Source organism: Paracoccus jiaweipingae (assembly GCF_044335505.1).
In the GTDB taxonomy this organism is placed as follows: Bacteria; Pseudomonadota; Alphaproteobacteria; order Rhodobacterales; family Rhodobacteraceae; genus Paracoccus.
Window position 1 is genome coordinate 127582 of sequence record NZ_JBISBS010000002.1, and the last position, 25866, is coordinate 153447.

Below are 25866 nucleotides of genomic sequence, written 5' to 3' on the forward strand. Positions count from 1 at the left end.
AGCAGTTCCCCATCGCCACAGCCTTGGTTAAGGTCGGCGCAACACCTGCCCACGGGGCACCACAAATCAGGGACCGTTCCATGCGGCATCTTCTTCTTTCGCTGACCTTGGTTGCTGCCGGCGCTGTGGCGCCCGCCCTGTCGCCCGCACAGGCGCAGACAGGGGCGTTTTCGCCGGTGATCTATATCAACAACAACGCTGTCACCGGGTATGAGCTGGACCAGCGGATGCGCTTTATGAAGGTGCTGAACGCCCCCGGCGCTGATCGCGACAGCGCCATGAAGGCCCTGATCGAGGACCGCCTTCGGATGCAGGCCGCCGCCGATATGGGCGTCACCGTCAGCGACGAGGCGCTTCAGGCCGGGCTGGCCGAATTTGCCGGTCGCGCCAATATGGATGTCGAACAATTCACCGCATCGCTGGCCCGCGCCGGGGTTGAACGGCAGGCCTATCGCGATTTCGTCAAGGCGGGCGTCGCCTGGCGCGAGGTCATCCGCCGCCGCATCGTGCCCGCCATCAACGTCTCGGATGCCGAGATCGAGCAGGAGATGAAAAAACAGATCGAGACCCCGCGCATTACCCGCGTGCTGTTGTCCGAACTGATCATCCCCGCCCCCCCCGGCCAGGAGGCCGCAGCCCTTGCCCGCGCCGAAAACCTGTCCGCGACTGTCACCTCCGAGGCCGCTTTTGCCGCGGCCGCACGCCGCTGGTCGGCAACGCCATCGGCGGCGCGGGGCGGGCGTCTGCCGTGGACGCCGCTGGATAACCTGCCGCCGGCGCTGCGCCCGATCGTGCTGGGGCTGAATCCCGGCCAGATCTCGCAGCCGCTGACGGTGCCCGGCGCGGTGGTGCTGTTCTTTTTGCGCGACGAACAGGGCGAATTGCGCCCCGGTGCAAAGGCGCAGGTGCTGGATTTCATCACCCTGACCCTGCCCACGGCGGCGCAGGCGGCGGGCTTTGCCGCACCGCTGCGCGGCTGTGACGACCTGTATGTTCAGGCCCGGGACATTCCCGACCAGCAGCTGCGTCAGCAAACCCTGCCCCAGACCGCCATCCCTGCCGATGTCGCCCTGCGGCTGGCGCATCTGGACGAGGGCGAATCGACGGTGATCGACCGCGGTGTTTCGGCCGATCTGGTGATGCTGTGCAAACGCACCCCGGCGCTGCTGGCGCAGGCTGATGCCGCCGTGCCCAGCACCGCCGCCGCCCCCGACGGGGTCGAGGCCGCGACCAAAGCCCCCGAGGCAGACGCGCTGCCCGAACGCGACGCCGTGCGCAACGCGATCTTTAACCGCAAGATCAATATGATGGCCGACGCCTATCTGGCGGAACTGCGGGCCGATGCGCTGATCCGTCAACCATGAGCCACCCCTCCCGGCCCGGCGACGACCCTCAGCCCGCCCCCCAACCCGGTCCCGTCATCCTGACCTGCGGTGACCCTGCGGGCGTCGGGCCGGAACTGGCCGCGAAAGCGGTGGGCTGCGGGGTTGATTTCCTGTGGCTGGGTGATCCGCGCCACCTGCCCCACGGCACAGACTGGGTGGCGCTGAACAGCCCGCGCGATCCGCGCCCGGCACACCGGCTGGCGGTGCTGCGCCACGACTTCCCGGCATCGGTCACACCGGGGCAACCCGACGGCGCCAATGCGCAGGCGGTGATCGACTGCATCGCCCGCGCGGTCGATCTGGTCACCAGCGGACAGGCCAGCGCCCTGTGCACCGCCCCCATCGCCAAGCATGTGCTGAAAACCGGCGCGGGTTTTGGCTTTCCGGGCCATACCGAATACCTTGCCCATCTGGCCGGCGGCGTGGATGTGGCGATGATGCTGGCTTCGACCACGGTCACCCCGCCCTGCCGCACCGTGCCGGCCACCATCCACATCGCCTTGCAGGATGTCCCCGCGGCCCTGACCCCAGACAGCCTTGGCCGCGCCATCCGCATCACCCATACCGCGCTGATCCGCGATTTCGGCATCGCGCAGCCGCGCATCGCCGTGGCCGGGCTGAACCCCCATGCCGGCGAAAACGGCGCCATGGGGCGGCAGGAACGCGACTGGATGTCCCCTCTGCTGGACGATCTGCGCGCGCAGGGGCTGGACATTACCGGCCCGCTGCCTGCTGACACCATGTTCCACGCCCCGGCCCGCGCGCGTTACGACGCAGCGGTCTGTGCCTATCACGATCAGGCGCTGATCCCGATCAAGACGCTGGATTTCGCGGGCGGGGTCAATGTGACGCTGGGACTGCCCTTCATCCGCACCTCGCCCGATCACGGCACCGCCTTTGACATTGCCGGCTTGACCCGCGCCGACCCCGCCAGCCTGATCGCGGCGCTGCGCATGGCCCGCGATATGGCGGCCCACCGTGTTTCTTCGTTGCCCAAATACCCATGACCCAGATCGACGCCCTGCCCCCCCTGCGCCAGGTCATCGCGACCCATGACCTGCGCGCCAAGAAAACCCTGGGCCAGAACTTTCTGCTGGACCTGAACCTGACAGCACGCATTGCGCGGGTGGCGGGCGATCTGTCGGGCTGCGACGTGCTGGAAATCGGCCCCGGCCCCGGCGGCCTGACACGGGGCCTGCTGGCCGAGGGCGCCCGCCACGTTCTGGCCATCGAAAAAGACGACCGCTGCCTGCCCGCGCTGGACCAGATCGCCGCCGCCTATCCGGGGCGGCTGACGGTGCTGTCGGGCGATGCGCTGGCCATCGACCCGCTGGCGCATCTGACCCCGCCGATCCGCATCGCCGCGAACCTGCCCTATAATGTCGGGACCGAATTGCTGGTGCGCTGGCTGACCCCGCCGGACTGGCCGCCCTTCTGGCAGTCGCTGACACTGATGTTCCAGCGCGAGGTCGCCCAGCGCATCGTCGCCCGCCCCGGCAGCAAGGCCTATGGCCGGCTGGCGGTGCTGGCACAGTGGCGCTGTGACGCGCATATCGCGCTGACCCTGCCACCGCAGGCCTTTACCCCGGCGCCCAAGGTCGAATCGGCGGTGGTGCATCTGACCGCGCTGGACCAGCCGCGCTATCCCGCCGATCCGGCGGTGCTGTCGCGGGTGGTGGCGGCGGGCTTTAACCAGCGCCGCAAGATGCTGCGCGCCAGCCTGCGCGGCTTGCATCCCCGGATCGAGGATCTGCTGGTTAAGGCCGGACTTGCCCCCACCGCGCGGGCCGAGGAAATCGACATTGCCGGGTTCTGCGCGCTGGCCCGCGTGCTGAAAGAGGCTGGCTGAAAGACGCGGGCTGAAATCAGGGCGCCGGAACAGGGGTGCTGAATCTTCCCCTGCTGAAAGGCACTGGCTGAAAAATCTGGCTGATTGCCGTGGACTAAATGAAAAGGCACCGGAAACCCGGTGCCTCGCCTGACGGTCCATGCGCCCCTGACAGATCCCCGAACACGGCCCGTGCCGGACCGCGCCGGTGTCCGTGTTTGTTTGGGGGCGGGCCGGGATCAGCCCTCTTCGTTCAGCGCCAGCGGCAATTCGCCCGATGCATCAGACGCGGCTTTGCGGGCGCGCGGGGTGCGGGGCTTGCGGGGCCGGGCCGGGGCGGCGTCGGTTGCGGCCTCTTCGGGGGTGGCGATTGGGGTGCTGTCAGCCTCGCCACCGGCGATCCCCATGCCAGCGGGTTCGCGGCCATCGGATTCGCGGCCGTCGGATTCGCGGATATCGGCATCGGGCTTGCGTGACCGGCGCGGGGCCCGTGCGGGGCGTTCGGCATCGGTCGCGGCGCTGTCACTGCCCGCATCGCGACCTGCATCGCGACCGCGCGGGGCATCGGCGTCACGCGACGTATCGGCATCGCGGGGGGCCTCGGCGCGGGGCTGGGATTCGCCATCGCGTCCGGCGTCACGGCGGTCATCCCGGCGATCGTCACGACGATCTTCGCGGCGGGGCTGGGTCTGGCCATCACCACGACCATCGGTCTGGTCGTCGCCCCGGTTATTGTTTTGCTGATGCTGTGCCTGACGTTCGGCCTGCTCGCGCTGTGCCTCGCCCAACATGCGGGTGTAATGCTCGGCATGTTGCAGAAAGCTCTGCTCGGCCACGCGGTCGCCCGACAGCTGCGCATCGCGGGCCAGCGTCAGGTATTTGTCGATGATCTGCTGCGGCGTGCCGCGCACCTTGCCCTCGGGGCCCGAGGAATCAAACACGCGGTTGACGATATTGCCAAGCGAGCGCGAGCGGTTCGACTTGTTACGCGAACGGGATTTCGATGATCTCATCAGCTTGTCTGTCTGTGTGTCCAGTTGATCTGGATGCGTTTGGATCGCGGCCCGCCAACCACAAACCCTTGCCCGTCGGGCGGGGCGTTGGCCCCACAGGATTGCCGTCAATGTCAGGCTGGCCCGTGCGGGCGCAGCGCGCACCCGTCACGCCACCTGCTAATCATGCCCGCGCGGGACAGGCAAGGGGCTAACGCCAATTTTACGCATTAAACCGCCGATTTGGGTGCGTTTTCCGGCCACAAGCCGGTCACGACCCGGTCGCGGCCATTCAGATCCGCGATCACGGTGACCTGTTCGAACCCCGCATCACGGAGCAGGGCCGATACCGCGGCGCCCTGTGCGGGGCCGATTTCGACCGCCAATCTGCCGGGGCGGTTCAGAAACGCCCCCGCCCGCGCCGCGATCACACGATAGGCCCCCAGCCCGTCACCGCCATCGGTCAGCGCAAGATGCGGTTCCCACTCGCGCACATCGGGGTCCAGCGCCGGCATTTCGTCCAGCGCGATATAGGGCGGGTTCGACACGATCAGGTCAAACCGCCCGGTCACGGCGCTGAACCAGTCGCTTTCGGCAAAATCCGCCGCCACCCCGATGCGGCGGGCATTGTCACGCGCCACCGCCAGCGCGGCGGGCGAAAGGTCAACCCCCAGCCCGCGCGCAGCCTTTCGTTCCGCCAGCAGCGAAATCAGGATCGCCCCTGTCCCGGTGCCAAGGTCCAGCACGCTGCGCCACGGCAGGTCCAGCGCATGGGCGACCAGCGTTTCGGTGTCGGGGCGCGGGTCCAGCGTGTCGCGGGTCACGGCAAAGCGGTGACCCCAGAAATCGCGCCAGCCGGTGATCTGGGCCACGGGCCGGCGCTGCTGGCGCTGGCGCAACCAGGCGTCGAACACAGCGGCATCGGCATCGCTCAGCGCATCGTCGGCCATCAGCACCAGCCGCCCGGTTTCAACCCCCAGCGCCGCCGCCAACAGCCGCCGGGCATCGCGCGCCGGGTCGGCCAGCCCGGCCCCGTCAAGTGCGGCCACCGCATCGCGCAGCGCCTGTCGGATGGTGCGGGTCATCGCGGTCAGTCCTGCGCGGCCAGCTTGCGGGCCTGATCTTCGGCCACCAGCGCGGCGATGATCTCGGCCAGATCGCCGGTCATGACGCGGTCCAGCGTGTACAGCGTCAGGTTGATGCGGTGATCGGTGACGCGGCCCTGCGGAAAGTTATAGGTGCGGATGCGTTCCGACCGGTCGCCACTGCCGACCTGCGCCTTGCGGTCGGCGGCGCGGGCGCTGTCTGCGCGCGCGCGCTCGGCCTCGTAAAGGCGGGCGCGCAGAACGGCCATTGCATTGGCGCGGTTCTGGTGCTGCGATTTCTCGCTGCTGGTGACGACGATGCCGGTCGGCAGGTGGGTAATGCGCACCGCCGAATCGGTGGTGTTCACATGCTGCCCCCCCGCCCCCGAGGCCCGCATCGTGTCGATGCGGATGTCGCTGGCGGGAATGTCGATATCGACCTCGGCGGCCTCGGGCAGGACGGCAACCGTGGCGGCGCTGGTGTGAATGCGCCCGCCCGATTCGGTTTCGGGCACGCGCTGGACCCGGTGCACGCCGGATTCGTATTTCAGCCGGGCAAAGACGCCCTCGCCCTCGATCCGGGCGACGGCCTCGCGCACGCCACCCAGTTCGGATTGCGACATCTCCAGCAGCTGAAACGACCAGCCCTGCGATTCGGCAAAACGCTGATACATGCGCAACAGATCGCCCGCGAACAGCGCCGCCTCGTCGCCGCCGGTGCCGGGGCGGATTTCCACGATGGCGGGGCGGGCATCGGCGGCATCGCGCGGCAGCAGGGCCACCCGCAGCGCCTGTTCCAGATCGGGCAGCGCGGCCTCGATCCGGGTGATTTCGTCGCGCGCCAGTTCCGCCATTTCGGCGTCATTCAGCAGGCTGCGGGCATCGGCCAGTGCGGCCTGCGCGTCGCGCCACGCGGCGATCTGGGCCACCACCGGCTTCAGATCGGCATATTCGCGGCTGATCGCGGCGATTTTGGCCGGGTCGGCGCCCGCGCCAAGCTGTGCCTCGAGAAACTCGAAACGTGCGGCGATCTGGTCAAGGCGGTCCTGTGGCAGCATCAGCGCGGCTTACCCGGCTTGCGCACAGGCGTAAAGCCGCTTGCGCGCCGGGGCGGATGATCTGGATCAAATGTGACAGGGTAACGCCGTGCTAAGCGGGCCGCAGCGCGCAGAACGCCAGCTGACAGAAGAGGCCCCGATGACCAGATCATGGCTGATAACAACCGCCGCAACCCTTGCCCTGTGCCAGGCCGCCATGGCGCAGGACGCGCCCTTGGCCGATGCCGATCTGCGCGCCGCCGCGCAGGATGTGTTCGCCGCCATTCCCGCCGAACCCGTGGCCCTGCGCCAGACCAGCGACAACCCCGAAGGCGAGGCGCTGGACCCCGCGAAAATCGCGCTTGGCAAAAGCCTGTTCTTTGACCCGCGCATGTCGAAATCGGGGCTGATTTCGTGCCAGACCTGCCACAATGTCGGGCTTGGCGGGGTGGACGGGCTGCCGACCTCGGTCGGGCATGGCTGGCAGAAAGGGCCGCGCAACGCGCCCACCATGCTGAACGCGGTGTTCAACGTCGCGCAGTTCTGGGACGGCCGCGCCCCTGACCTTGCCGAACAGGCGAAAGGCCCGGTGCAGGCCGGCGTCGAGATGAGCAACACCCCCGACCATCTGGTCAAAACCCTGAAATCCATGCCCGGCTATGTCGAGGCGTTTCAGGCTGCTTTCCCCGGCGACAACGACCCGGTGAATTTCGACAATTTCGCCTTTGCCATCGAACAGTTCGAGGCCACGCTGATCACCCCTCACAGCGCCTTTGACCGCTTCCTGAACGGCGATGATGCGGCCCTGACCGATCAGGAAAAACGCGGGCTTCAGGCGTTCATGGATACCGGCTGCACCGCCTGTCACAGTGGCATCAATATCGGCGGACAGGATTATTACCCCTTTGGGCTGGTGCGCAAACCGGGGGCCGATGTGCTGCCTGAAAACGACCCCGGCCGCTTTAGCGTGACCCAGACCGCCGATGACGAATATGTCTTCCGCGCCGCGCCGCTGCGCAATGTCGCGCTGACCGCGCCCTATTTCCATTCCGGTCAGGTCTGGGATCTGCGGCAGGCGGTCCAGATCATGTCCGATTCACAGCTGGGGACGGAACTGGCGGATGAACAGGTCGATGACATCGTGGCCTTCCTGCACACGCTGACCGGCGATCAGCCGCAGATCACCCACCCCATCCTGCCGGTGCGCAGCGACAGCACGCCACTGCCCGAAACCATGTTCACCCCGCAATAACCACCGGGCCGGGCCGGCATCACCCCGGCCCGGCCCGCCCCCCGCGAATCGCCTTGCAATCGCGGGGGTTCGGGCTATAAGTCCGCATCCTTTCCGCAGATTTTGCGAAACCGGCGCAGCCCTCTCGTGGCGGGGCGCGGAAAGGTTCACCCGCCTATGAAGCGCGCCTGAAACGAAAAAGGGGAAGCCATGCCTTTGTATGAGCATGTGCTGATCGCCCGTCAGGACCTGTCGAACGCGCAGGCCGAAGGGCTGATCGAACATTTCTCGACCGTGCTGGCCGATAATGGCGGCAAGGTGGTCGATCACGAATACTGGGGTGTGCGCACCCTCGCCTATAAAATCAACAAGAACCGCAAGGGCCACTATGCCTTCCTGCGTTCGGACGCACCGTCCGATGCCGTGCAGGAAATGGAACGTCTGGCCCGTCTGCATGACGACGTGATGCGCGTGCTGACCATCAAGGTCGACGCGCACGAGGAAGGCCCCTCGGTCCAGATGCAGAAACGCGAAGAGCGCGGCGAACGCCGTCGCCGCGATTAAGAGGAGAACGACACATGGCGAACAAACCGTTCTTCCGCCGCCGCAAGGTTTGCCCGTTCTCGGGTGAAAATGCGCCGAAAATCGACTATAAAGACACGCGTCTGCTGCAGCGCTATATCAGCGAGCGCGGCAAGATCGTGCCGTCGCGCATCACCGCCGTTTCGGCCAAGAAACAGCGCGAGCTGGCCCGTGCCATCAAGCGCGCCCGTTTCCTGGCGCTGCTGCCCTACGCCGTGAAGTAAGGAGAGACGAACATGCAAGTCATCCTGCTGGAACGTGTGGCCAAGCTGGGTCAGATGGGCGAAGTGGTTTCCGTCAAGGAAGGCTACGCGCGCAACTTCCTGCTGCCGCAGAAAAAAGCGCTGCGCGCCTCGGAGGCCAATATCAAGGCGTTCGAAGCCCAGAAAGCCCAACTGGAAGCCCGCAATCTGGAAACCAAAGCCGAGGCTGAAAAGCTGGCCGAAAAGCTGAATGGCGAAACCTTCGTCATCATCCGCTCGGCATCGGATGCGGGCGCGCTGTATGGCTCGGTCACCACGCGTGACGCCGCCGACGCCGCGACCGAAGCCGGGTTCAGCATCGACCGCAAACAGGTCGTGCTGGGGGCGCCGATCAAGGATCTGGGTCTGCACAGCGTGGGCATCCACCTGCACCCCGAGGTCGAGGCCGAGATCGTGCTGAACATCGCCCGGTCCACCGAAGAAGCCGAGCTTCAGGCACAGGGCAAGTCGATTCAGGATCTGGCCGCCGAAGCCGATGCCGAAGCTGAATTCGAAATCGCCGAACTGTTCGACGATATCGGCAGCGCCGGCAATGACGACGACGGTGCGGAAATCACCGCCCGCGATCAGGAATAAGGCCGCGCCGCAAGGCACAGCCCACAAAACCGGAAAACCGCGCCGCATCACGCCGGCGCGGTTTTTCTTTTGCCCGCTGACGTGACACGCGCCGGGTTTTTTCGTCAAATGCCCCGGAACAGGCGGAACATTCCCCGCCCCGGCGGGGTTGGGAAACCAGTCCCGAGGACAGCATAAAAGGGGTGCCAGATGACCGATATTTACGACAACCGCCCACGCCGGACCGAGGCAGACGTGGACAGCGAAACCCGTTTCGGCACCCGTCATGTGCCCAAGGGCCACCGGGCGTCGGCCCCCTATCGCCCGTCGCATCTGGACCCGCGCCGGGTCATTCCCAGCGGCGATCTGGCCCCTGACGGGCGGCCCTATCCGGCGCCCTCGCTGACGGCGCGTATCCTTGTCTGGGGCGGAATCGGCGTGGCCGCCGCGGCCGCTACGGCGGGCACGATTCTGGCGGCGCGCAAGATCGCGGATGCCGTCAGCGGCGGTGACGATGACCGCCGTCGCGATGACGCATCGCTGGACGCTGCGCATCAGCGCCTGTCGGCACGTTCGCTGGCCCGGATCGAGGCCGAGGAACGCGCCCGTGCCGCCGCCCGCGCCGGGGCACGCCGCCGCGTGGCACAGCCCTCGTTCCTGCGCGAGGTGCGCGACACCACGCAGGGTCTGTCGGGCGGTCTGCTGGGGCTGATCGGGTCGCTGAACGCGGCGGTGACCGGCTTTCGCGCGGTGGCGCAACAGGCCAGTGGCATTATTCGCGAATTTTCCGACAGCGCCGATTCGGTGCGCCACATCCTGGACCGGCAGGACCAGCGTGCGGCACGATTTCACGACGACGACAACACCGGACATCATGGCTGAACGCGGCATCTGGCAGGCGCTGACCGGCGATCTGGACGACGCAACGCGCCGCCGCGCCGGCCTGTTGCCGCCCCCGCCCGACCCGCGCAGCAAGGCGCAGCGCCGGCATGACACCATCATTGCCGCGCCCGGCCCCGACACGCCGTGGCAGCTGTCCGCCAAAAGCTGGCTGGCCGTCGCCCGCCGCGCATGGTCCGAGATTGGGCGCGACCGCGTCACCTCGGTCGCGGCAGGGGTGACGTTTTACGCCCTGCTGTCGCTGTTTCCCGCCATCACCGCGCTGGTGTCGATCTATGCCCTGCTGGCCGACCCCAATACCATTCAACAGCACCTGTCGACCCTGTCTGCCTTCCTGCCCGAGGGCGCGATGGGAATCATCAGCGATCAGGTCGGCGCCATCGCGCAGTCGCCGCGCAACGCGCTGTCAGCGGCGGGGGCGGTGGCGATTCTGCTGGCGCTTTACAGCACCATGGGCGGCACCAAGGCGCTGCTGGATGCGCTGAACATGGCGTGGTTCCAGACCGAAAAGCGCGGCTTTATCCGCCTGAATCTGGTCGCGTTTCTGTTCACCATCGGGGCGATCGGGGCGGTTATTGCCATGCTGGCGATCGTCGCGGTGATCCCGGCGCTGCTGGCATGGCTGCCGCTGGGACCGCTGGCGGATGCGGCGTTACAGTATTTGCGCTGGCCGGTGATGTTTGGCGGCCTGCTGCTGGGGCTGGCGGTGCTGTATCGCTGGGGCCCCAGCCGCGACGATGCCGCCTGGCACTGGATCTCGCCGGGGGCATTGCTGGCCTCGGTCGGGCTGGTGGCGGCCTCGCTGCTGTTTTCGTGGTATGCGGCAAATTTCGCCAATTACAATGAAACCTATGGCTCGCTTGGGGCGGTGATCGGCCTGATGATGTGGCTGTGGATCGCCGCCATGGTGGTGATGGTGGGAGCGGAACTGAACGCCGCTGTCGAACGCCAGATTCTGCTGGAAAACGGCCTGCCCGACACCCAGGACACCCCGCCGGACAGCCCGCAATGATCGCGGTGTTCGGCACGCTGTTCCTTGCCATCCTGCTGGAGGTCGTGGGCACATCGCTGCTGAAACAGACGCAGGGCTTTACCCGGTTATGGCCGACGCTGGCCATGGCCGGGTGTTACATCGCCTCGCTGTGGCTGTTCAGCCTGACCCTGCGGGTGATGCCGCTTGGCGTTGCCTATGCGATCTGGGCCGGGCTGGGGATCGTGCTGGTGGCGCTGACCGGGGCGGTGCTGTTCGGGCAAAGGCTGGACAGCCCGGCGCTGCTGGGGATCGCGCTGATCGTCGCCGGGGTGCTGGTCATCAATCTGCTGTCGAAAACCGTGCCGCATTAGGGCCGCGCGACGCCGCGCCGTCACAACCCCGCCAGCGCCGGGTCGATGCGCGTCAGCCCTTTGCGCCACGCCGGCGCGTCATAGGGTTCGGGCCAGAACTCGGTCTGCTGCGCGATCAGCCCGTCGCGGATCTGGTGAAAGCTGACCGCCCGCGCGGTGATGCCCAGTTCGGGATGGGTGATGCGCGTATCGCTGGCGGCCTGATCGCCCGACCCGGTCAGGGCCAGCATCTGAAACCGCCAGCCGCCCTGCCCCGGAAACGCGCCATTGACAGCTGCGAAACCGTCGCGCCCGGTGATGATTTCGGCAGTTTGCGGCCAGATGCAGCGGTAATCCGGGGCCAGAAACCGCGCCGCCACGGCGGCCCAGTCATTGCCGTTCATCGCCTGCCAGTAATCGCGGATAATCTGCATCGCCGCCCCTGCCGGATGACAAAAGCCGCGGCGCGGGGCCGCGGCTTTCGGGTTTCGCACGCAGACGTGGCTCAGGCCTCGTCCAGCGCCTCGATGGCTTTTTCCAGTTCTTCCTTGGTGATGTCCTTGTCGGTCACCTTGGCGCCTTCGACGATGTGGTCAATGACCTTATCCTCGAAGATCGGCGCGCGCAGCTGCTGTTGCGCCTGCGGGTTTTGCTGGATGAATTCGAAGAAGGCACGTTCCTGACCGGGGTATTGACGCGCCTGCATCATCACCGCCTGGGTCATTTCCTGATCCGAGACGGTCACTTCGGCCTTCTGGCCGATCTCGGCCAGCAACAGGCCCAGACGCACGCGGCGCTCGGCCAGGGTCTTGTGCTCGTCGGTGGGTTCGATCGCGCCGTGGTTATGGCCGTGATCCTCGGGGTGCTCTTCGTGGTAAAGCTGATGCGCGATCTGCGCGGCCTCGGCCTCGACCAGCGATTCGGGCAGCTCGAACTTGACCATCTCGTCCAGCTTGTCCAGCAGCGCGCGCTTCAGGATGGCCCGGCTGGCGCCTTTGTATTCGGCTTCCAGACGCTCGCGGATCTGGCCTTTCAGGGCGTCCAGATCGTCGGCACCGAATTTCTTGGCCAGTTCGTCGTCGATTTCGGCCTTCTTGGCGGCCTTGACAGCGTGAACCTTGGTTTCAAAGATCGCGTCCTTGCCCTTCAGGTTTTCCGCGCCGTAATCGTCGGGGAATTTCACCTCGACCTTGACCTCGTCACCGGCCTTGGCGCCGATCAGCTGGTCTTCGAAACCGGGGATGAAATTGCCCGACCCCAGCACCAGCGGATAGCCGTCGGCCTCGCCGCCCTCGAACGCTTCGCCATCGACGAAGCCTTTGAAGTCGATCACGATCTGATCGTCTTTCTTGGCTTTCGACCCGGCCTTGCGGTCCTCATAGGTCACGGCATTCTTGGCCAGACCGTCCAGCGCCTCGTCGACGGCGGCGTCCTCGGCCTTGACGACCAGACGCTCCAGCTCGATGCCGCTGGCGTCCAGTTCGGGGATCTGAGGCAGGTTTTCATAGGAAACGTTGACGACAACATCGTCGCCCTCTTTCCAGTTTTCGCCGTTTTCCATCTCGACCTTGGGCTGCATGGCCGGGCGGTCGCCCGATTCGTCCATATGCTTGCGCAGCGCGCCGTCGATGGCCTCTTGCATGGCATCACCCAGCACGCGCGGGCCGAATTGTTTTTTCAGCAGCGCCATGGGCACTTTGCCCTTGCGGAAACCCTTCATCTCGATTTCCGGCTGCGCCTCTTGCAGCTTCTTGTCCACCTCGGCGGCCAGATCGGCGGCGGGCAGGGTGAACTGATAGCCGCGCTTCAGCCCTTCGTTCTGGGTTTCTTTGACCTGCATCTAGCAATCCTTCATATCCATGGTGCGGGTGGAGGGACTTGAACCCCCACGCCTTGCGGCGCCAGAACCTAAATCTGGTGCGTCTGCCAATTTCGCCACACCCGCAATGTCGAATGGGCGGGCAAAGCACCCGCCACACAAATCCGCGCCCTTCTAGCAAAGCCCGCGCGCGGGTGCGAGTGGAAAAATCACAGCCCCAGTTGCGCATAGACCGCCGGGATGGCGTCAGGCAGATCATCCGCGATCAGACCCGGACCAAAGGCCCGTGCCGCCTGCGCGTGCAGCCATGCCGCATCCGCCGCCGCCGCAAAGGCCGGCAGCCCCCGCGCCAGCGCCCCGGCGATGACCCCGGCCAGCACATCGCCCGCGCCCGCCGTGGCCAGCCATGCCAGGTCAAAGGCCGAATGGATCACCGCCTGACCGTCGGGCGCCGCGATCACCGTGTCAGGGCCTTTCAACAGCACCACCGCCCCGGCCCGCGCGGCGGCCTGCCGGGCGGCGTCCAGCTTGGAAAAGGCCGGGCCTTCGCTGGTCATCCCGGCCAGCCGCGCGGCAAGGTCGGGAAACAGCCGCGCGAATTCGCCGCCATGCGGGGTCAGCACCACGCGCGGGTGCAGGCCCTCGAACGCGGCCGCGCGCCCCGCCAGCGCCGTCAGCGCATCGGCGTCCAGCACGCAGGCCCGGCCTGACTCCAGCACGCCCGGCAACAGCGCCGCCGCGCGCCCGACACCGCAGCCCGGCCCAAGGCACAGCGCGCTGATCCGCGCATCCGCCAGCAGCGACGTCAGGTCGTCCGGCCCGTCCAGCCCCCGCCGCATCAGCGCATCCGGCGGCCCGGCATGTTCCGCCAGCGCCGCTGTGGGCGGACAGACCGTGACCAGCCCCGCCCCCATGCGCAGCGCCGCCCGCGCCGCCAGCCGCGCCGCGCCGCCCCGGCCCGGCCCGCCACCGATGATCACCGCGTGGCCGTGGCTGTATTTATGGCTGGCCGCGCCTGTGGGTCTGGCGAAATCAGACCGGGGCTGCGGGGGGTGCCCGTCGTCAATACGGCGATCCGCGATCGCCGGCGGCATCATCGCGCGCAGCCGCAAGGGGCGCGCATCCCCCATCGGCGCATCCCCCACCGGATGCCCGTCGCGCCAGACCGGGGCCGCCATTTCGCGCCACGGGCCAAGGCCGATATCGGCGCAGACCAGTTCGCCGCAAAGCTGCGGGCCAAGGCCGATCAGATGCCCGACTTTGGGACAGTCGAAGGCCACGGTCAGCCGTGCCTGCGGGGCGTCTGGCGCATGATCGCGCGCCGCCCCCAGCACCGCGCCACTGTCAAGGCACAGCCCCGACGGGCAATCGACCGCCACCAGCCGGCCATGATAACAGGTCGCATCGCCGCCGCGCCCGCCCAGATGCGCCAGCACCGCCGCGATGTCGCCCCGTGGCGGACGGGTCAGACCGGTGCCGAAAATGGCGTCGACGTAAACATCGCTGGCACCGCCACGGCGCAATTCGGCCTCGGTCAGCGGGGCGATGGGACCGGTCGCCTGCCACCGCGCCTTCATCTGGGCGGCATCAGGGCCGGGGGTGTTGTCCAGCCCCAGCACCCGCACCGACCATCCGGCCTGCGCCAGCAGCCGCGCGATCACATAGCCGTCGCCGCCATTATTGCCCGGCCCGCACAGCACCGTCGCCCGGCCCGGACGCGGCCAGCGCAGCCGGATCGCGCCCGCCACCGCCGCCCCCGCCCGCGCCATCAGCTCCTGCCCGGTGACATGGCCGCTGGCCATGGCGGCGGCCTCGGCCGCGCGCATCTCTGCCGTGGTCAGGACCGCCTGACCGATCACACCCGGTTTGCCCATTTTTCACCCACAATGCCCAATTATTAGGCAGTCGCCCTCGTTTTCCCGCGGGGTTGGCGCAAACGCCGGACGGCTGCATTTACCCCGCCGATCAAACCCGCCAATCAGGGGATGAACAAGCCGCAAGGGGGTCTGAAGGCGATGAAAAAGGTCGAAGCGATCATCAAGCCGTTCAAACTGGACGACGTGAAGGAAGCACTGCAAGAGGTCGGCGTTCAGGGCCTGTCGGTGATCGAAGTCAAGGGGTTCGGGCGCCAGAAAGGCCATACCGAACTGTATCGCGGCGCCGAATATGTCGTTGATTTCCTTCCTAAAGTCAAGATCGAGATGGTCCTGCCCGACGATCAGGTCGATGCCGCGGTCGAGGCCATCGTCAGCGCCGCCCGCACCGAAAAGATCGGCGACGGCAAGATCTTTGTCAGCCCGGTCGAGCAGGCCATCCGCATCCGCACCGGCGAAACCGGCGACGACGCGGTCTGATCTTAACGAAATAGCAAGAAAGCGGTGTTATCACCGCTGACAGAAAGGACGAATCATGAAGGTCAAGGACGTTATGGATCTGATCAAGGAAGAGGAGGTCGAATATGTCGACGTCCGCTTCACCGATCCGAAGGGCAAACTTCAGCATGTGACGCTGATCGTCGATGAAATCAGCGAAGATTTCTTCGAAGAAGGCTTCATGTTCGACGGCAGCTCGATCGCCGGGTGGAAGTCGATCGACCAGTCCGACATGAAACTGATGCCCGATCCCTCCAGCGTCTATATCGACCCGTTCTATGCCGAAAAGACGCTGTGCGTGCATTGCAACGTGGTCGAACCCGACACCGGCGAACCCTATGCCCGCGACCCGCGCGGCACCGCCGCCAAGGCCGAGGCTTATCTGAAATCGACCGGCATCGGTGATGTCGCCTATTTCGGCCCCGAGGCTGAATTCTTCCTGTTCGACGACGTGCGCTATTCGGTGACGCCCAGCAAGGTCTCGTTCCAGATCGATTCGGTGGACGCCGCGTGGAACACCGACCGCGAATACGAGATGGGCAACCAGGCCCACCGCGCCGGGCACAAGGGCGGCTATTTCCCCGTCAACCCGATTGACGCCGGTCAGGACATCCGCAGTGAAATGCTGTCGACGATGAAACAGATGGGCATCAAGGTCGACAAGCACCACCACGAGGTCGCCAGCGCCCAGCACGAGCTGGGGATGATCTTTGGCAAGCTGGTCGAGCAGGCCGATAACCTGCAAAAATATAAATATGTCATCCACAACGTCGCCCACGCCTATGGCCAGACCGCGACCTTCATGCCCAAGCCGATGAAGGGCGATAACGGCTCGGGGATGCATGTGAACATGTCGATCTGGAAAGATGGCAAACCGCTGTTCGCCGGCGACAAATATGCCGACCTCTCGCAAGAGGCGCTGTGGTTCATTGGCGGCATTCTGAAGCACGCCAAGGCGCTGAACGCGCTGACAAACCCATCGACCAACAGCTATAAGCGCCTGATCCCCGGCTTCGAGGCCCCGGTGCTGCGCGCCTATTCCGCGCGCAACCGCTCGGGCTGTGTGCGTATTCCGTGGACCGAATCGCCCAAGGCCAAGCGCGTCGAAGCCCGCTTCCCCGACCCCAGCGCCAACCCTTATCTGTGCTTTGCCGCACTGCTGATGGCTGGTCTGGACGGGATCAAGAACAAGATCGACCCCGGCCCCGCCTCGGACAAGGATCTTTACGATCTGCCGCCGGAGGAACTGGCCGAGATCCCGACCGTTTGCGGCAGCCTGCGCGAAGCGCTGGAAGAGCTGGAAAAAGACATGGACTTCCTGCTGGCCGGTGACGTGTTCACCCGCGATCAGCTGGAGGGCTATATCAAGCTGAAATGGGAAGAGGTTTACGCTTACGAGCACACCCCCCACCCGGTCGAATACCAGATGTATTATTCCTGCTGACCGGCAGAAACCGAACCAAGGGCGCCCCTCGCGGGCGCCCTTTTTCCTTGCGCGCTTGCCGTAAGGCGCCCCCGCCGCTATCACCGCCCAAACCAAGGAGGCCCCCATGATCCCGCGCTATGCCCGCCCCGAAATGACCGCCATCTGGTCGCCCGAGACCAAGTTCCGCATCTGGTACGAGATCGAGGCCCATGCCTGCGACGCGCAGGCCCGGCTGGGGGTGATCCCGAAGGCCAATGCCGATGCCGTCTGGAAGGCAAAGGATGTCACCTTCGATACCGCCCGCATCGACGAGATCGAGGCCGTCACCAAACATGACGTCATCGCCTTCCTGACCCATCTGGCCGAACATATCGGCGCCGACGAGGCCCGTTTTGTCCATCAGGGCATGACCAGCAGCGACGTTCTGGACACCACGCTGAATGTGCAGCTGGTGCGCGCCGCCGATCTTTTGCTGGCCGATATGGACAAGGTTCTGGCCGCGCTGAAGGCCCGCGCGTTCGAGCATAAAGACACGGTGCGGATCGGTCGCAGCCACGGCATCCACGCCGAGCCGACCACGATGGGCCTGACCTTCGCCCGGTTCTATGCCGAGATGGACCGCAACAAGAACCGCCTTGAGAAAGCCCGCTGGGAAGTCGCGACGGGCGCGATTTCGGGCGCCGTTGGCACCTTCGCCAATATCGACCCCGCCGTGGAAGAGCATGTCTGCGAACAAATGGGCCTGCGCCCCGAGCCGATCAGCACCCAGGTGATCCCGCGCGACCGCCATGCGATGTTTTTTGCGACGCTGGGGGTGATTGCCTCGTCCATCGAAAATATCGCCATTGAAATCAGGCACATGCAGCGCACTGAGGTGCTGGAGGCGGAAGAGTTTTTCAGCCCCGGCCAGAAGGGGTCGTCGGCCATGCCGCACAAGCGCAACCCGGTGCTGACCGAAAACCTGACCGGGCTGGCCCGGCTGGTGCGCATGGCTGTCATCCCCGCGATGGAAAATGTCGCCCTGTGGCACGAGCGTGACATCAGCCATTCCTCGGTCGAGCGCGGCATTGCGCCTGACGCCACGATCACGCTGGATTTCGCCCTGAACCGTCTGGCCGGCGTGGTTGAAAAGCTGGTGGTCTATCCCGAAAACATGCTGAAAAACATGAACAAGTTCAAAGGCCTTGTCATGTCTCAGCGGGTTCTTCTGGCGCTGACGCAGGCCGGTGTTTCGCGCGAGGATGCCTATCGGCTGGTTCAGCGCAACGCGATGAAGGTCTGGGAAGAGGGCAAGGATTTCCAGCAGGAATTGCTGGCCGATGCAGAGGTGACCGCCGCGCTGTCGCCTGCTGAAATCGCGGAAAAATTCGATCTTGGCTATCACACCAAGCATGTGGACACGATTTTTGCCCGTGTGTTTGGGGAAAATGCCGGCCGGTAACGGTCTGTTAAATTGTCTGTGCCATTCTGTTCCTGACGAATCAGCCGGGGATGAAGGCAGTGATGATGACGACAATGCTGTCACCGCGGCAGAAAGCTGCGGTGATTGTCAGGCTTCTGCTGGCCGAAGGTGGGGAAATCGACCTGAACCGCCTGCCTTCCGGCTTGCAGGATGGGCTGGCGGATGAAATGGCGCAGATGGGAATGATTGACCGCGCGACCCGCGATGCGATCATTGATGAATTCTGCGAAATTCTGGAAAATATCGGGCTTTCCTTTCCCGGCGATATGGATGGCACCCTTGATATGCTGGGGGATCTGCTGTCGCCGGACACCACCGACCGGCTGCGCCGCATGGCGGCTATGACGGGGGCGGGCGACCCTTGGGCGCGTATTGCCGCGCTGTCCGTCAACACCCTGACCGAACTGGCCGACAGTGAAGCGCTGGAGGTTGTGGCGGTGATGTTCTCGCAATTGCCGGTGCCGAAAGCTGCGGAAACCATGGCGCGGCTGCCACAGGATCGCGCGCGGGCGATCAGCTATGCCATGTCGATGACCAGCGGCATCCAGTCCGAGGCTTTGCGCCGGATCGGTCAGGCGCTGGTCATGGCTGCCGAGGCGCTGCCACGTCCGGCCATTGACGGCGCCCCGGTTGAGAAAGTCGGCGCGATCCTGAACTTTTCGACCGCAGGGATGCGCGATTCCGTACTGGCGGGGCTGGACGAGGACGACCCGGATTTCGCCCGCGACGTGCGCAAGGCGATCTTTACATGGGCCAATATTCCGCAGCGTATCGACCCGCGCGATGTGCCCCGCGTGGTGCGTGAATGCGATCAGACGATGCTGGTCAAGGCGATGGCTGGCTCGCAAAATGCGGAGGCTGCGACAGTGGATTACTTGCTGGCAAATCTGGGCCAGCGCATGGCCGATACCCTGCGTGAGGAAATGGAGGATCAGTCCAAGATCCAACGCAAGGACGCAGAAGAGGCGATGTCTGCCATCGTCTCGGCCATCCGTGAGCTGGAGGCCACGGGCGAGATCTTCCTGATCGCCGGTGAAGCGGATGACGACGACAAGGAGGTGACGATCAACACCGCCTGAGGGAGGCGGCAGGCACAGGTTTGACGATGCGCGGAATTCGCGTAACACGGGGCCAAGGCAAGCGCAGCTGGAGCGACGAAGATGACGAATGGCATTGCCCTGACATTGGCGCTGATGGTGCTGGCGGTGTTTGCTGTCGATGCGATCTGGCTGGGGGGTGGGCTGCCTGTTTTTATGGGGCGGAAACTGTTGGCGCTGATCGAATGGGTCGAATTCTGGCGCTGACTGGTAAGCGCTTGCGCTAACGTCATGCGCTAACGCGGTTTTCGGCCTGCGAATCCTTGCGCATCATTGTCGGAAGGCTTTGCATTCCTGACGGAAACTGGCGATAAGCGGGCAACGAAATCAGCCGGCAGAGGGTACGATGACTGTTAAAGTGGCTATCAATGGTTTTGGACGGATCGGGCGCAATGTGCTGCGCGCCATTGTGGAGTCCGGGCGGACCGATATCGAAGTCGTGGCCATCAACGATCTGGGCCCGGTCGAGACCAACGCGCATCTGCTGCGGTTCGATTCGGTCCATGGCCGCTTCCCGCATGAGGTGAAGGTCAGCGGATCGACCATTGATGTCGGTCGCGGCCCGATCAAGGTCAGCGCCATTCGCAACCCCGCCGAACTGCCCTGGCAGGACGTGGATGTGGTGATGGAATGCACCGGCATCTTTACCGACCGCGACAAGGCTGCCGTGCATCTGGAAAACGGGTCCAGCCGGGTGCTGGTGTCGGCGCCCTCGAAAGGTGCGGACAACACCATCGTTTATGGCGTTAACCATGACACGCTGAAGGCCGATCAGCTGATCGTGTCGAACGCGTCCTGCACCACCAACTGCCTGTCGCCGGTGGCCAAGGTGCTGAACGACAAGATCGGCATTGTGAAAGGGTTCATGACCACGATCCACAGCTATACCGGCGATCAGCCGACCCTGGATACGATGCACAAGGATCTGTATCGCGCCCGCGCGGCGGCGATGTCGATGATCCCGACTTCGACGGGTGCGGCCAAGGCGGTCGGTCTGGTGCTGCCGGAACTGAACGGCAAGCTGGACGGCGTGGCCATCCGCGTGCCGACCCCGAATGTGTCGGTCGTCGACCTGACCTTCGAGGCGTCCCGCAACACCACGGTCGAGGAAATCAACGAGGCGATCAAGGCCGCCGCGAACGGGCCGATGAAAGGCGTTCTGGGCTTTACCGATCAGCCCAATGTCTCGATCGACTTTAACCATGATCCGCACAGCTCGATCTTCCACCTTGACCAGACCAAAGTCATGGAAGGCACGATGTGCCGCATCCTGACCTGGTATGATAACGAGTGGGGCTTCTCGAACCGGATGTCGGATACCGCGGTTGCGATGGGTAAACTGATCTGAAATCGCCCGCAGTGATTGTCAAAGGCCGCCTTTTCCGGGCGGCCTTTTTGTTTGGGCGGGTTGCGAAAACTGGGGCTGACGACAGCCAGCGCGGCATGGGCGCGCCGGGCTTGTGGCGCAAAGGCCCCAGTCGGGGCAGTCCGTCAAAAGGTGGCGTGGGCACCGTATCGGTTGCGCAGATCGTCAATTCTATTCTGGAAATGCCGGGTGTTTGCCGTCGCGCGCGACATGATGATCGCGCCCTGTATCATGTCCCCGATATTTCGCGCCTCGCCCGACGGGCCGGACGGAGGGGACCTCTATGTGCAAGGCGGGTTGCCAGCGCCGCGATCCAGTCATCGAATTAGCTGCTGATCTGGACCGCAAAAAGGTCGCGTATGGCATCCAGCGCGAAGGCCCCACCAGACACACAGGTTGGCCGCCCAAGCAACAGGCACTGACCGCGTCGAACATTGCGCAAGTGTGGTGGGGGCAGGAAGCCGGGACAGGGGGCTGAAGGTATTTTCCTGAAACCAGCCCAAGATTTGCGCCAGAACCGCCGCGACCATGTCTTTCTTGCCGCCCGGAAAAGGTGGTAAAGGCTGTGTCTGCCAAGACCTGTTGCCTCGACCATGAGGGAAATGCTCGCACCTTGGTAGCCGTGACGCCCGGACAGAGAGGGGATGATATCGTCCTTTCCGGCCCTTCACACGCGCCATCAGTCTGATCTCTTGGGATAGGTTTTGCCGGTCAGGCGATGACAGGCGACCGCGACCAAGGTTAATGCGCCCGAAAACACCGGGAAAACAAGAAATCCAAGGCCCGGATCAGACGCGAAAACGACCAGAAGGTTTGCCCCCGCCGGTGGATGGGTGACGCGCAGGACCACCATAGCCGTGATCGACAGCCCCACCGCCAGCGCCACGACCCACCGGCTTTCGGGACGGCAGAAATGCGCCGCCAGTCTGACGCTGGCGCAGGTCAGATGACCCGCAATCACATGCACCGGCTGTGACAAGGGGCTGACCGGCATGGCAGACAGCAGCACGCAACTGGCCCGGAAGGTGCCATGATCCAGGTCAGATGGAAGATGTCCGTTACCCATGGCAACAGCACCACTGCCGACAAGCCACCCATGCCGATATAGGGACGGTTCTCACGCTGGATTTGGGCAACAGCGCGCATCGACACGGCCTGCAAGGATCAGCCAAAGATACGTTCATTCCGTTTTCGCGCCCAGCAAAGAGGCTGGCGCAACAACGACCGCCCCGCCCCAAAGGCGGTTGTCAGAACAGGTCGTCCAAAAGGTGTCGCCGCCTTAGCGCCGGTTGGCACCGCGTGCGCTGGCATTGCGGGTCAGGCGCTTGGCATTGGCGCGGGTGCGCTTGCGGTAGGGTTTCAGCGCCGCCGCCAGCACCTGATCGCCGCGCAGCCCGTCGCTGGCCGCCCGCAGCGCCGCACCCAGCGATTCCGTGGCGGCGTCATGTTTCTCGCGCACCATGCGGCGCGATTCCGCCGGGGAATGGGGCAGCAGCCCCATCATCCCCGCCACCCGCAGGCCGATTACCATTTGCGATTCAAGCCCGATCCGTGTCATTTCGGCCCATAACGCGATCGGCGAGTGGCTGAGGGAAACGGGGGAAAACGCGATTCGTGCCATTTGGGGTCCAGACGTTGAAACAGGCTGACAGGATGACCGGATAGGGGGCGTTTGCCAATGCCCGTTGCACCCGGTGACGTAACGAATATGGCATCTGCCGAATCGGAGGTATAAAGGCAAAACATGAACAAAATATTGACAATCCGCCGCCCCGATGACTGGCATCTGCATCTGCGCGATGGCGGGATGCTGTCGGCGGTCACCCCGCATTCCGCCGGTTTTGGCCGGGTGATCGTCATGCCCAATCTGGTGCCGCCGGTGGTCACCGGGGCGCAGGCCGCGGCCTATCGCGACCGGATCCGGGCCGCGCTGCCCGCCGGTGCCGACATGCAGCCGCTGATGACGCTGTATCTGACCGAAGAGACCGACCCCGCCGATGTGATTGCCGCGCAGCAGGCGGGGATTGTCCATGCGGTCAAGCTGTATCCGGCGGGGGCGACGACCAATTCGGCCAGCGGGGTGCGCGATTTCGACAAGGTCCGCCCGGTGCTGGAGGCCATGGCCGAAACCGGCCTGCCGCTGTGTGTCCATGGCGAGGTGACCGATGCCGATGTCGATATTTTCGACCGCGAGGCCGTGTTCATCGACCGTATCCTTGACCCGATCCGGCGGGCCACGCCCGGCCTGCGCGTGGTGATGGAACATATCACCACCAAGGATGGCGTCGATTACGCGCGCAGCGGCGGTGACGATCTGGGCGCGACGATCACCACCCATCATCTGGTCATCAACCGCAACGCCATTCTGGCCGGGGGCATCCGCCCGCATTATTACTGCCTGCCCGTCGCCAAGCGCGAAAACCACCGGCTGGCGCTGCGCGAGGCGGCCACCAGCGGCGAGGGGCGGTTCTTTCTGGGCACCGATTCCGCCCCGCATCCCGACCACGCCAAGCTGCAACCCTGCGGCTGTGCCGGCTGTTTCACCGCGCCCAACACCATGTCGATTCTGGCGCAGGTCTTTGAAGAGGACGGCGCGCTGGACCGGCTGGAGGCCTTTACCAGCCTGAACGGTCCGGCCTTTTACCGCCTGCCCGCGAACGAGGCCCGCATCACCCTGACCCGCCGCGACACGCCTGCCACCTATCCCGCCAGCATTCAGGCGGGCGATGACCTGGTGACGGTGTTCGACCCCGGATTTCCGCTTTACTGGCATATCGAGGACAACGCATGAGCCTGCCCTATCCCCCCGCCGCCGAGATGGCCCGCCTGACCGCGCGGGCGCTTTTGGAAATCAAGGCCGTGCATTTCAACGCGGCCGAACCGTTCACGCTGGCCTCGGGGCTGAAATCGCCCACTTATATTGATTGCCGCAAGCTGATCTCGTACCCGCGCATCCGTGGCACTCTGATGGATTTTCTGGCCGCGACAGTGATGCGCAATGCCGGGTTCGAGGCATTCGACAACGTGGCCGGCGGCGAAACTGCGGGCATTCCCTTTGCCGCGATGATGGCCGAACGGCTTGGCCTGCCGATGACCTATGTGCGCAAGAAACCAAAGGGTTACGGTCGCAATGCCCGTATCGAGGGCGAAATGTCCGAAGGTCAGCGCGTGCTGCTGGTCGAGGATCTGACAACGGATGGCGGCTCGAAACTGTCATTTGTCGATGCCATCCGCGACACCGGGGCGGACTGTGCGCATACGGCGGTGATTTTCTATTACGGGATCTTCCCGGAAACCACCGACCGGCTGTCGGGGCATGGTGTGCAGCTGCATCACCTGTGCACATGGTGGGACGTGCTGGCCGAGGCCCGCGCACAAGAGGCCTTTGACCGCGAAACCCTGCGCGAGGTCGAGACCTTCCTGACCAACCCGCGCGCATGGCAGGCCGCCCATAGTTAAGGCCCCTGCCCCACAGGCGGTGGACCACGATTGGCGCGATGTGAGATAGTGCCCCAACACAGACAGGATTCGGGTCATGAGTGAACTTCGCGCCATCATCCCCCACGCCCCCGACGCGGACGAGAAGATCCCCTTTTCGATCGAGGCGGAACAACAGCTTCTGGGGGCGCTGCTGACCAATAACGAGGTGTTCGACCGGATCTCGCAGATCCTGAAGGCGGAACATTTCTATGACCCGGTTCACGCCCGCATCTTTGACATCTGCATCGAGCGGATTCGCAAGAACGCGCTGGCCAGCCCCGTCACCATCAAGGCCTTCATGGAAGATGACGAGGGCCTGAAAGAGCTTGGCGGCCCGACCTATCTGGTGCGGCTGGCGGGGGCTGCGATTTCGGCCTATGCGGCGCGCGATTATGCGCAGATGATCCGCGAATTCGCGCTGCGCCGCGACCTGATCACGCTGGGGCGCGACATTTCCGCCCGCGCGGCGACGGTGAAGGTCGAGGATAACGCCGAAGAACAGATCAAGCTGGCCGAGCAGACGCTGTATAAACTGGGCGAGCAAGGCGTGGCCGAACGCGGCTTTCAGTCCTTCCTGAAGGCGGTGAACAAGGCCGTGGACGTGGCCAACGCGGCCTATCTGCGCGATGGCGATTTGTCGGGGATCTCGACCGGGCTGATCGACCTTGACCGCAAGATGGGCGGGCTGAACGATTCAGACCTGATCATTCTGGCGGGACGCCCCTCGATGGGGAAAACCTCGCTGGCCACGAATATTGCGTTCAACGTGGCCAAGGCCTTCAAACAAGGGGAAAAACCCGATGGCACGCTGGGGGCGCTGTCGGGGGGCGTGGTGGGTTTTTTCAGCCTGGAAATGTCGGCGGAACAGCTGGCCGCCCGGATTCTGGCCGAAGCGGCCGAGGTGTCCAGCCACCGTATCCGTTCCGGCGACATGACCGAGGACGAATTCCGTCGTTTTCTTGAGGCCGCCCACGCCTTGCAGAACTGTCCGCTGTATATCGACGACACCCCGGCCTTGCCGATCAACCAACTGGCGGCGCGGGCGCGCAAGCTGAAGCGGACCCACGGCCTGGATGTGCTGATCATCGACTATCTGCAACTGCTGCGCCCGGCCACGGCCAAGGACAGTCGCGTGAACGAAGTCTCTGAAATTACACAGGGATTGAAGGCGATTGCGAAGGAACTGAACATCCCCGTCATTGCCCTGTCGCAGTTGTCGCGTCAGGTCGAAAGCCGCGAGGATAAGCGCCCGCAATTGTCGGATCTGCGCGAATCAGGCTCGATCGAGCAGGATGCCGATATCGTCATGTTCGTGTTCCGCGAAGAATATTACCGCGAACGTGAAAAGCCGTCCGAACATGACCTGGCGGCCATGGCCGACTGGCAGCAAAAGATGGAATCCTGCCACGGGAAGGCCGAGGTTATCCTTGGAAAACAACGCCATGGCCCGATTGGCACCGTGGAACTGGCATTCGAATCGCAGTTCACGCGCTTTGGCAATCTGGAAAAGCAGCGCGCATCGGAATGGGAATAATCGCCGCGCGCTAACCGGATCTTAACCTGTGGCGGCTATGCAAATTGCATGAGCCGTATTCTGATCCTGATTCTGACGTGGTTTTCCGTTGCCTGGACAACGGCGCCCCCGGCCTTGGCGCTTGCCCAA

Annotated in this window: 27 protein-coding genes and 1 tRNA gene; 19 read left to right on the forward strand and 9 right to left on the reverse strand. The window is 64.8% G+C overall.

Annotation, left to right across the window (positions count from 1 at the left end):
- Positions 1-80: 80 nt before the first annotated feature.
- The 3 genes from ACFXP9_RS04055 to rsmA are packed head-to-tail and all read left to right on the forward strand — an operon-like array spanning position 81 to position 3234.
- Positions 81-1364 carry a peptidylprolyl isomerase gene (locus tag ACFXP9_RS04055; RefSeq protein WP_397206038.1) on the forward strand — a complete coding sequence of 428 codons (1284 nt, stop codon included), beginning with the start codon at positions 81-83 and terminating at the stop codon, positions 1362-1364.
- On the forward strand, positions 1361-2392 hold the full coding sequence (gene pdxA, locus ACFXP9_RS04060) for a 4-hydroxythreonine-4-phosphate dehydrogenase PdxA (RefSeq protein ID WP_397206039.1): 1032 nt from the start codon (positions 1361-1363) through the stop codon (positions 2390-2392). The genes ACFXP9_RS04055 and pdxA overlap by 4 nt, the downstream gene beginning before the upstream one ends.
- Positions 2389-3234 (forward strand): 16S rRNA (adenine(1518)-N(6)/adenine(1519)-N(6))-dimethyltransferase RsmA, encoded by an 846-nt coding sequence (rsmA, locus tag ACFXP9_RS04065; RefSeq protein WP_397206041.1) that lies wholly within the window; start codon positions 2389-2391, stop codon positions 3232-3234. The genes pdxA and rsmA overlap by 4 nt, the downstream gene beginning before the upstream one ends.
- A gap of 218 nt (positions 3235-3452) precedes the next feature.
- Here the strand turns inward: rsmA and ACFXP9_RS04070 are convergent, their stop codons facing one another.
- The 3 genes from ACFXP9_RS04070 to prfA form a co-directional block, all read right to left on the reverse strand.
- Entirely contained in the window at positions 3453-4226 is a 774-nt protein-coding gene (locus tag ACFXP9_RS04070) for a DUF4167 domain-containing protein (protein WP_397206043.1), read from the reverse strand.
- 209 nt (positions 4227-4435) lie between these two features.
- Positions 4436-5290 (reverse strand): peptide chain release factor N(5)-glutamine methyltransferase, encoded by an 855-nt coding sequence (prmC, locus tag ACFXP9_RS04075; protein ID WP_397206045.1) that lies wholly within the window; start codon positions 5288-5290, stop codon positions 4436-4438.
- Between the two features lie 5 nt (positions 5291-5295).
- Positions 5296-6348 (reverse strand): peptide chain release factor 1, encoded by a 1053-nt coding sequence (gene prfA / locus ACFXP9_RS04080; RefSeq protein WP_397206046.1) that lies wholly within the window; start codon positions 6346-6348, stop codon positions 5296-5298.
- A gap of 139 nt (positions 6349-6487) precedes the next feature.
- Between prfA and ACFXP9_RS04085 the strand changes: the two genes are divergently transcribed.
- From ACFXP9_RS04085 to ACFXP9_RS04115, 7 genes are all read left to right on the forward strand, one after another.
- Positions 6488-7579 (forward strand): cytochrome-c peroxidase, encoded by a 1092-nt coding sequence (locus tag ACFXP9_RS04085; RefSeq protein WP_397206047.1) that lies wholly within the window; start codon positions 6488-6490, stop codon positions 7577-7579.
- Positions 7580-7768: 189 nt separating this feature from the next.
- Positions 7769-8122 carry a 30S ribosomal protein S6 gene (gene rpsF, locus ACFXP9_RS04090; protein WP_397206049.1) on the forward strand — a complete coding sequence of 118 codons (354 nt, stop codon included), beginning with the start codon at positions 7769-7771 and terminating at the stop codon, positions 8120-8122.
- 14 nt (positions 8123-8136) lie between these two features.
- Positions 8137-8364, forward strand: a complete 228-nt coding sequence (gene rpsR / locus ACFXP9_RS04095) for a 30S ribosomal protein S18 (RefSeq protein ID WP_085867363.1) — start codon at positions 8137-8139, stop codon at positions 8362-8364.
- A 12-nt stretch (positions 8365-8376) separates the two neighbouring features.
- The gene (gene rplI / locus ACFXP9_RS04100; protein ID WP_397206051.1) at positions 8377-8979 is read left to right on the forward strand and encodes a 50S ribosomal protein L9; all 603 of its coding nucleotides are present in this window, start codon (positions 8377-8379) and stop codon (positions 8977-8979) included.
- A gap of 189 nt (positions 8980-9168) precedes the next feature.
- Positions 9169-9840, forward strand: coding sequence for a hypothetical protein (locus ACFXP9_RS04105; protein WP_397206053.1), 672 nt, complete (start codon positions 9169-9171; stop codon positions 9838-9840).
- Complete coding sequence (locus tag ACFXP9_RS04110; protein WP_397206055.1) at positions 9833-10870, forward strand: YihY/virulence factor BrkB family protein; 1038 nt, start codon at positions 9833-9835, stop codon at positions 10868-10870. The genes ACFXP9_RS04105 and ACFXP9_RS04110 overlap by 8 nt, the downstream gene beginning before the upstream one ends.
- Positions 10867-11202, forward strand: coding sequence for an SMR family transporter (locus ACFXP9_RS04115; RefSeq protein WP_397206057.1), 336 nt, complete (start codon positions 10867-10869; stop codon positions 11200-11202). The genes ACFXP9_RS04110 and ACFXP9_RS04115 overlap by 4 nt, the downstream gene beginning before the upstream one ends.
- A 20-nt stretch (positions 11203-11222) precedes the next feature.
- Here ACFXP9_RS04115 and ACFXP9_RS04120 read toward each other — a convergent pair whose 3' ends face one another.
- The 4 genes from ACFXP9_RS04120 to ACFXP9_RS04135 form a co-directional block, all read right to left on the reverse strand.
- Entirely contained in the window at positions 11223-11615 is a 393-nt protein-coding gene (locus ACFXP9_RS04120; protein ID WP_397206059.1) for a nuclear transport factor 2 family protein, read from the reverse strand.
- A gap of 71 nt (positions 11616-11686) precedes the next feature.
- Positions 11687-13021 carry a trigger factor gene (tig, locus tag ACFXP9_RS04125; RefSeq protein WP_397206060.1) on the reverse strand — a complete coding sequence of 445 codons (1335 nt, stop codon included), beginning with the start codon at positions 13019-13021 and terminating at the stop codon, positions 11687-11689.
- 20 nt (positions 13022-13041) lie between these two features.
- Positions 13042-13126, reverse strand: a tRNA-Leu gene (locus tag ACFXP9_RS04130).
- An 83-nt stretch (positions 13127-13209) separates the two neighbouring features.
- Positions 13210-14874, reverse strand: coding sequence for an NAD(P)H-hydrate dehydratase (locus ACFXP9_RS04135; RefSeq protein ID WP_397206062.1), 1665 nt, complete (start codon positions 14872-14874; stop codon positions 13210-13212).
- Positions 14875-15015: 141 nt separating this feature from the next.
- Between ACFXP9_RS04135 and ACFXP9_RS04140 the strand changes: the two genes are divergently transcribed.
- The 6 genes from ACFXP9_RS04140 (at position 15016) to gap (ending at position 20705) form a co-directional block, all read left to right on the forward strand.
- The gene (locus tag ACFXP9_RS04140) at positions 15016-15354 is read left to right on the forward strand and encodes a P-II family nitrogen regulator (protein ID WP_397206063.1); all 339 of its coding nucleotides are present in this window, start codon (positions 15016-15018) and stop codon (positions 15352-15354) included.
- Positions 15355-15409: 55 nt separating this feature from the next.
- Positions 15410-16816 carry a type I glutamate--ammonia ligase gene (gene glnA, locus ACFXP9_RS04145; RefSeq protein ID WP_397206065.1) on the forward strand — a complete coding sequence of 469 codons (1407 nt, stop codon included), beginning with the start codon at positions 15410-15412 and terminating at the stop codon, positions 16814-16816.
- Positions 16817-16922: 106 nt separating this feature from the next.
- Positions 16923-18239 carry an adenylosuccinate lyase gene (gene purB / locus ACFXP9_RS04150; RefSeq protein WP_397206067.1) on the forward strand — a complete coding sequence of 439 codons (1317 nt, stop codon included), beginning with the start codon at positions 16923-16925 and terminating at the stop codon, positions 18237-18239.
- Between the two features lie 65 nt (positions 18240-18304).
- A complete protein-coding gene (locus ACFXP9_RS04155) occupies positions 18305-19339 on the forward strand; it encodes a flagellar motor switch protein FliG (RefSeq protein ID WP_397210010.1) in 1035 nt (344 codons plus the stop codon).
- An 81-nt stretch (positions 19340-19420) separates the two neighbouring features.
- Positions 19421-19564 (forward strand): hypothetical protein, encoded by a 144-nt coding sequence (locus tag ACFXP9_RS04160; protein ID WP_397206071.1) that lies wholly within the window; start codon positions 19421-19423, stop codon positions 19562-19564.
- A 139-nt stretch (positions 19565-19703) separates the two neighbouring features.
- A complete protein-coding gene (gene gap, locus ACFXP9_RS04165; RefSeq protein ID WP_397206073.1) occupies positions 19704-20705 on the forward strand; it encodes a type I glyceraldehyde-3-phosphate dehydrogenase in 1002 nt (333 codons plus the stop codon).
- Positions 20706-21402: 697 nt separating this feature from the next.
- Here gap and ACFXP9_RS04170 read toward each other — a convergent pair.
- Both ACFXP9_RS04170 and ACFXP9_RS04175 read right to left on the reverse strand, forming a co-directional pair.
- Complete coding sequence (locus ACFXP9_RS04170) at positions 21403-21789, reverse strand: HPP family protein (RefSeq protein WP_397206075.1); 387 nt, start codon at positions 21787-21789, stop codon at positions 21403-21405.
- 213 nt (positions 21790-22002) lie between these two features.
- Positions 22003-22344 (reverse strand): antibiotic ABC transporter, encoded by a 342-nt coding sequence (locus ACFXP9_RS04175; RefSeq protein WP_397206077.1) that lies wholly within the window; start codon positions 22342-22344, stop codon positions 22003-22005.
- 123 nt (positions 22345-22467) lie between these two features.
- Between ACFXP9_RS04175 and pyrC the strand changes: the two genes are divergently transcribed.
- The 3 genes from pyrC (at position 22468) to ACFXP9_RS04190 (ending at position 25737) form a co-directional block, all read left to right on the forward strand.
- Positions 22468-23514 carry a dihydroorotase gene (gene pyrC / locus ACFXP9_RS04180; protein ID WP_397206079.1) on the forward strand — a complete coding sequence of 349 codons (1047 nt, stop codon included), beginning with the start codon at positions 22468-22470 and terminating at the stop codon, positions 23512-23514.
- Entirely contained in the window at positions 23511-24182 is a 672-nt protein-coding gene (locus tag ACFXP9_RS04185) for an orotate phosphoribosyltransferase (RefSeq protein WP_397206081.1), read from the forward strand. The genes pyrC and ACFXP9_RS04185 overlap by 4 nt, the downstream gene beginning before the upstream one ends.
- A 76-nt stretch (positions 24183-24258) precedes the next feature.
- The gene (locus ACFXP9_RS04190; RefSeq protein WP_397206083.1) at positions 24259-25737 is read left to right on the forward strand and encodes a replicative DNA helicase; all 1479 of its coding nucleotides are present in this window, start codon (positions 24259-24261) and stop codon (positions 25735-25737) included.
- Positions 25738-25866: the final 129 nt, after the last annotated feature.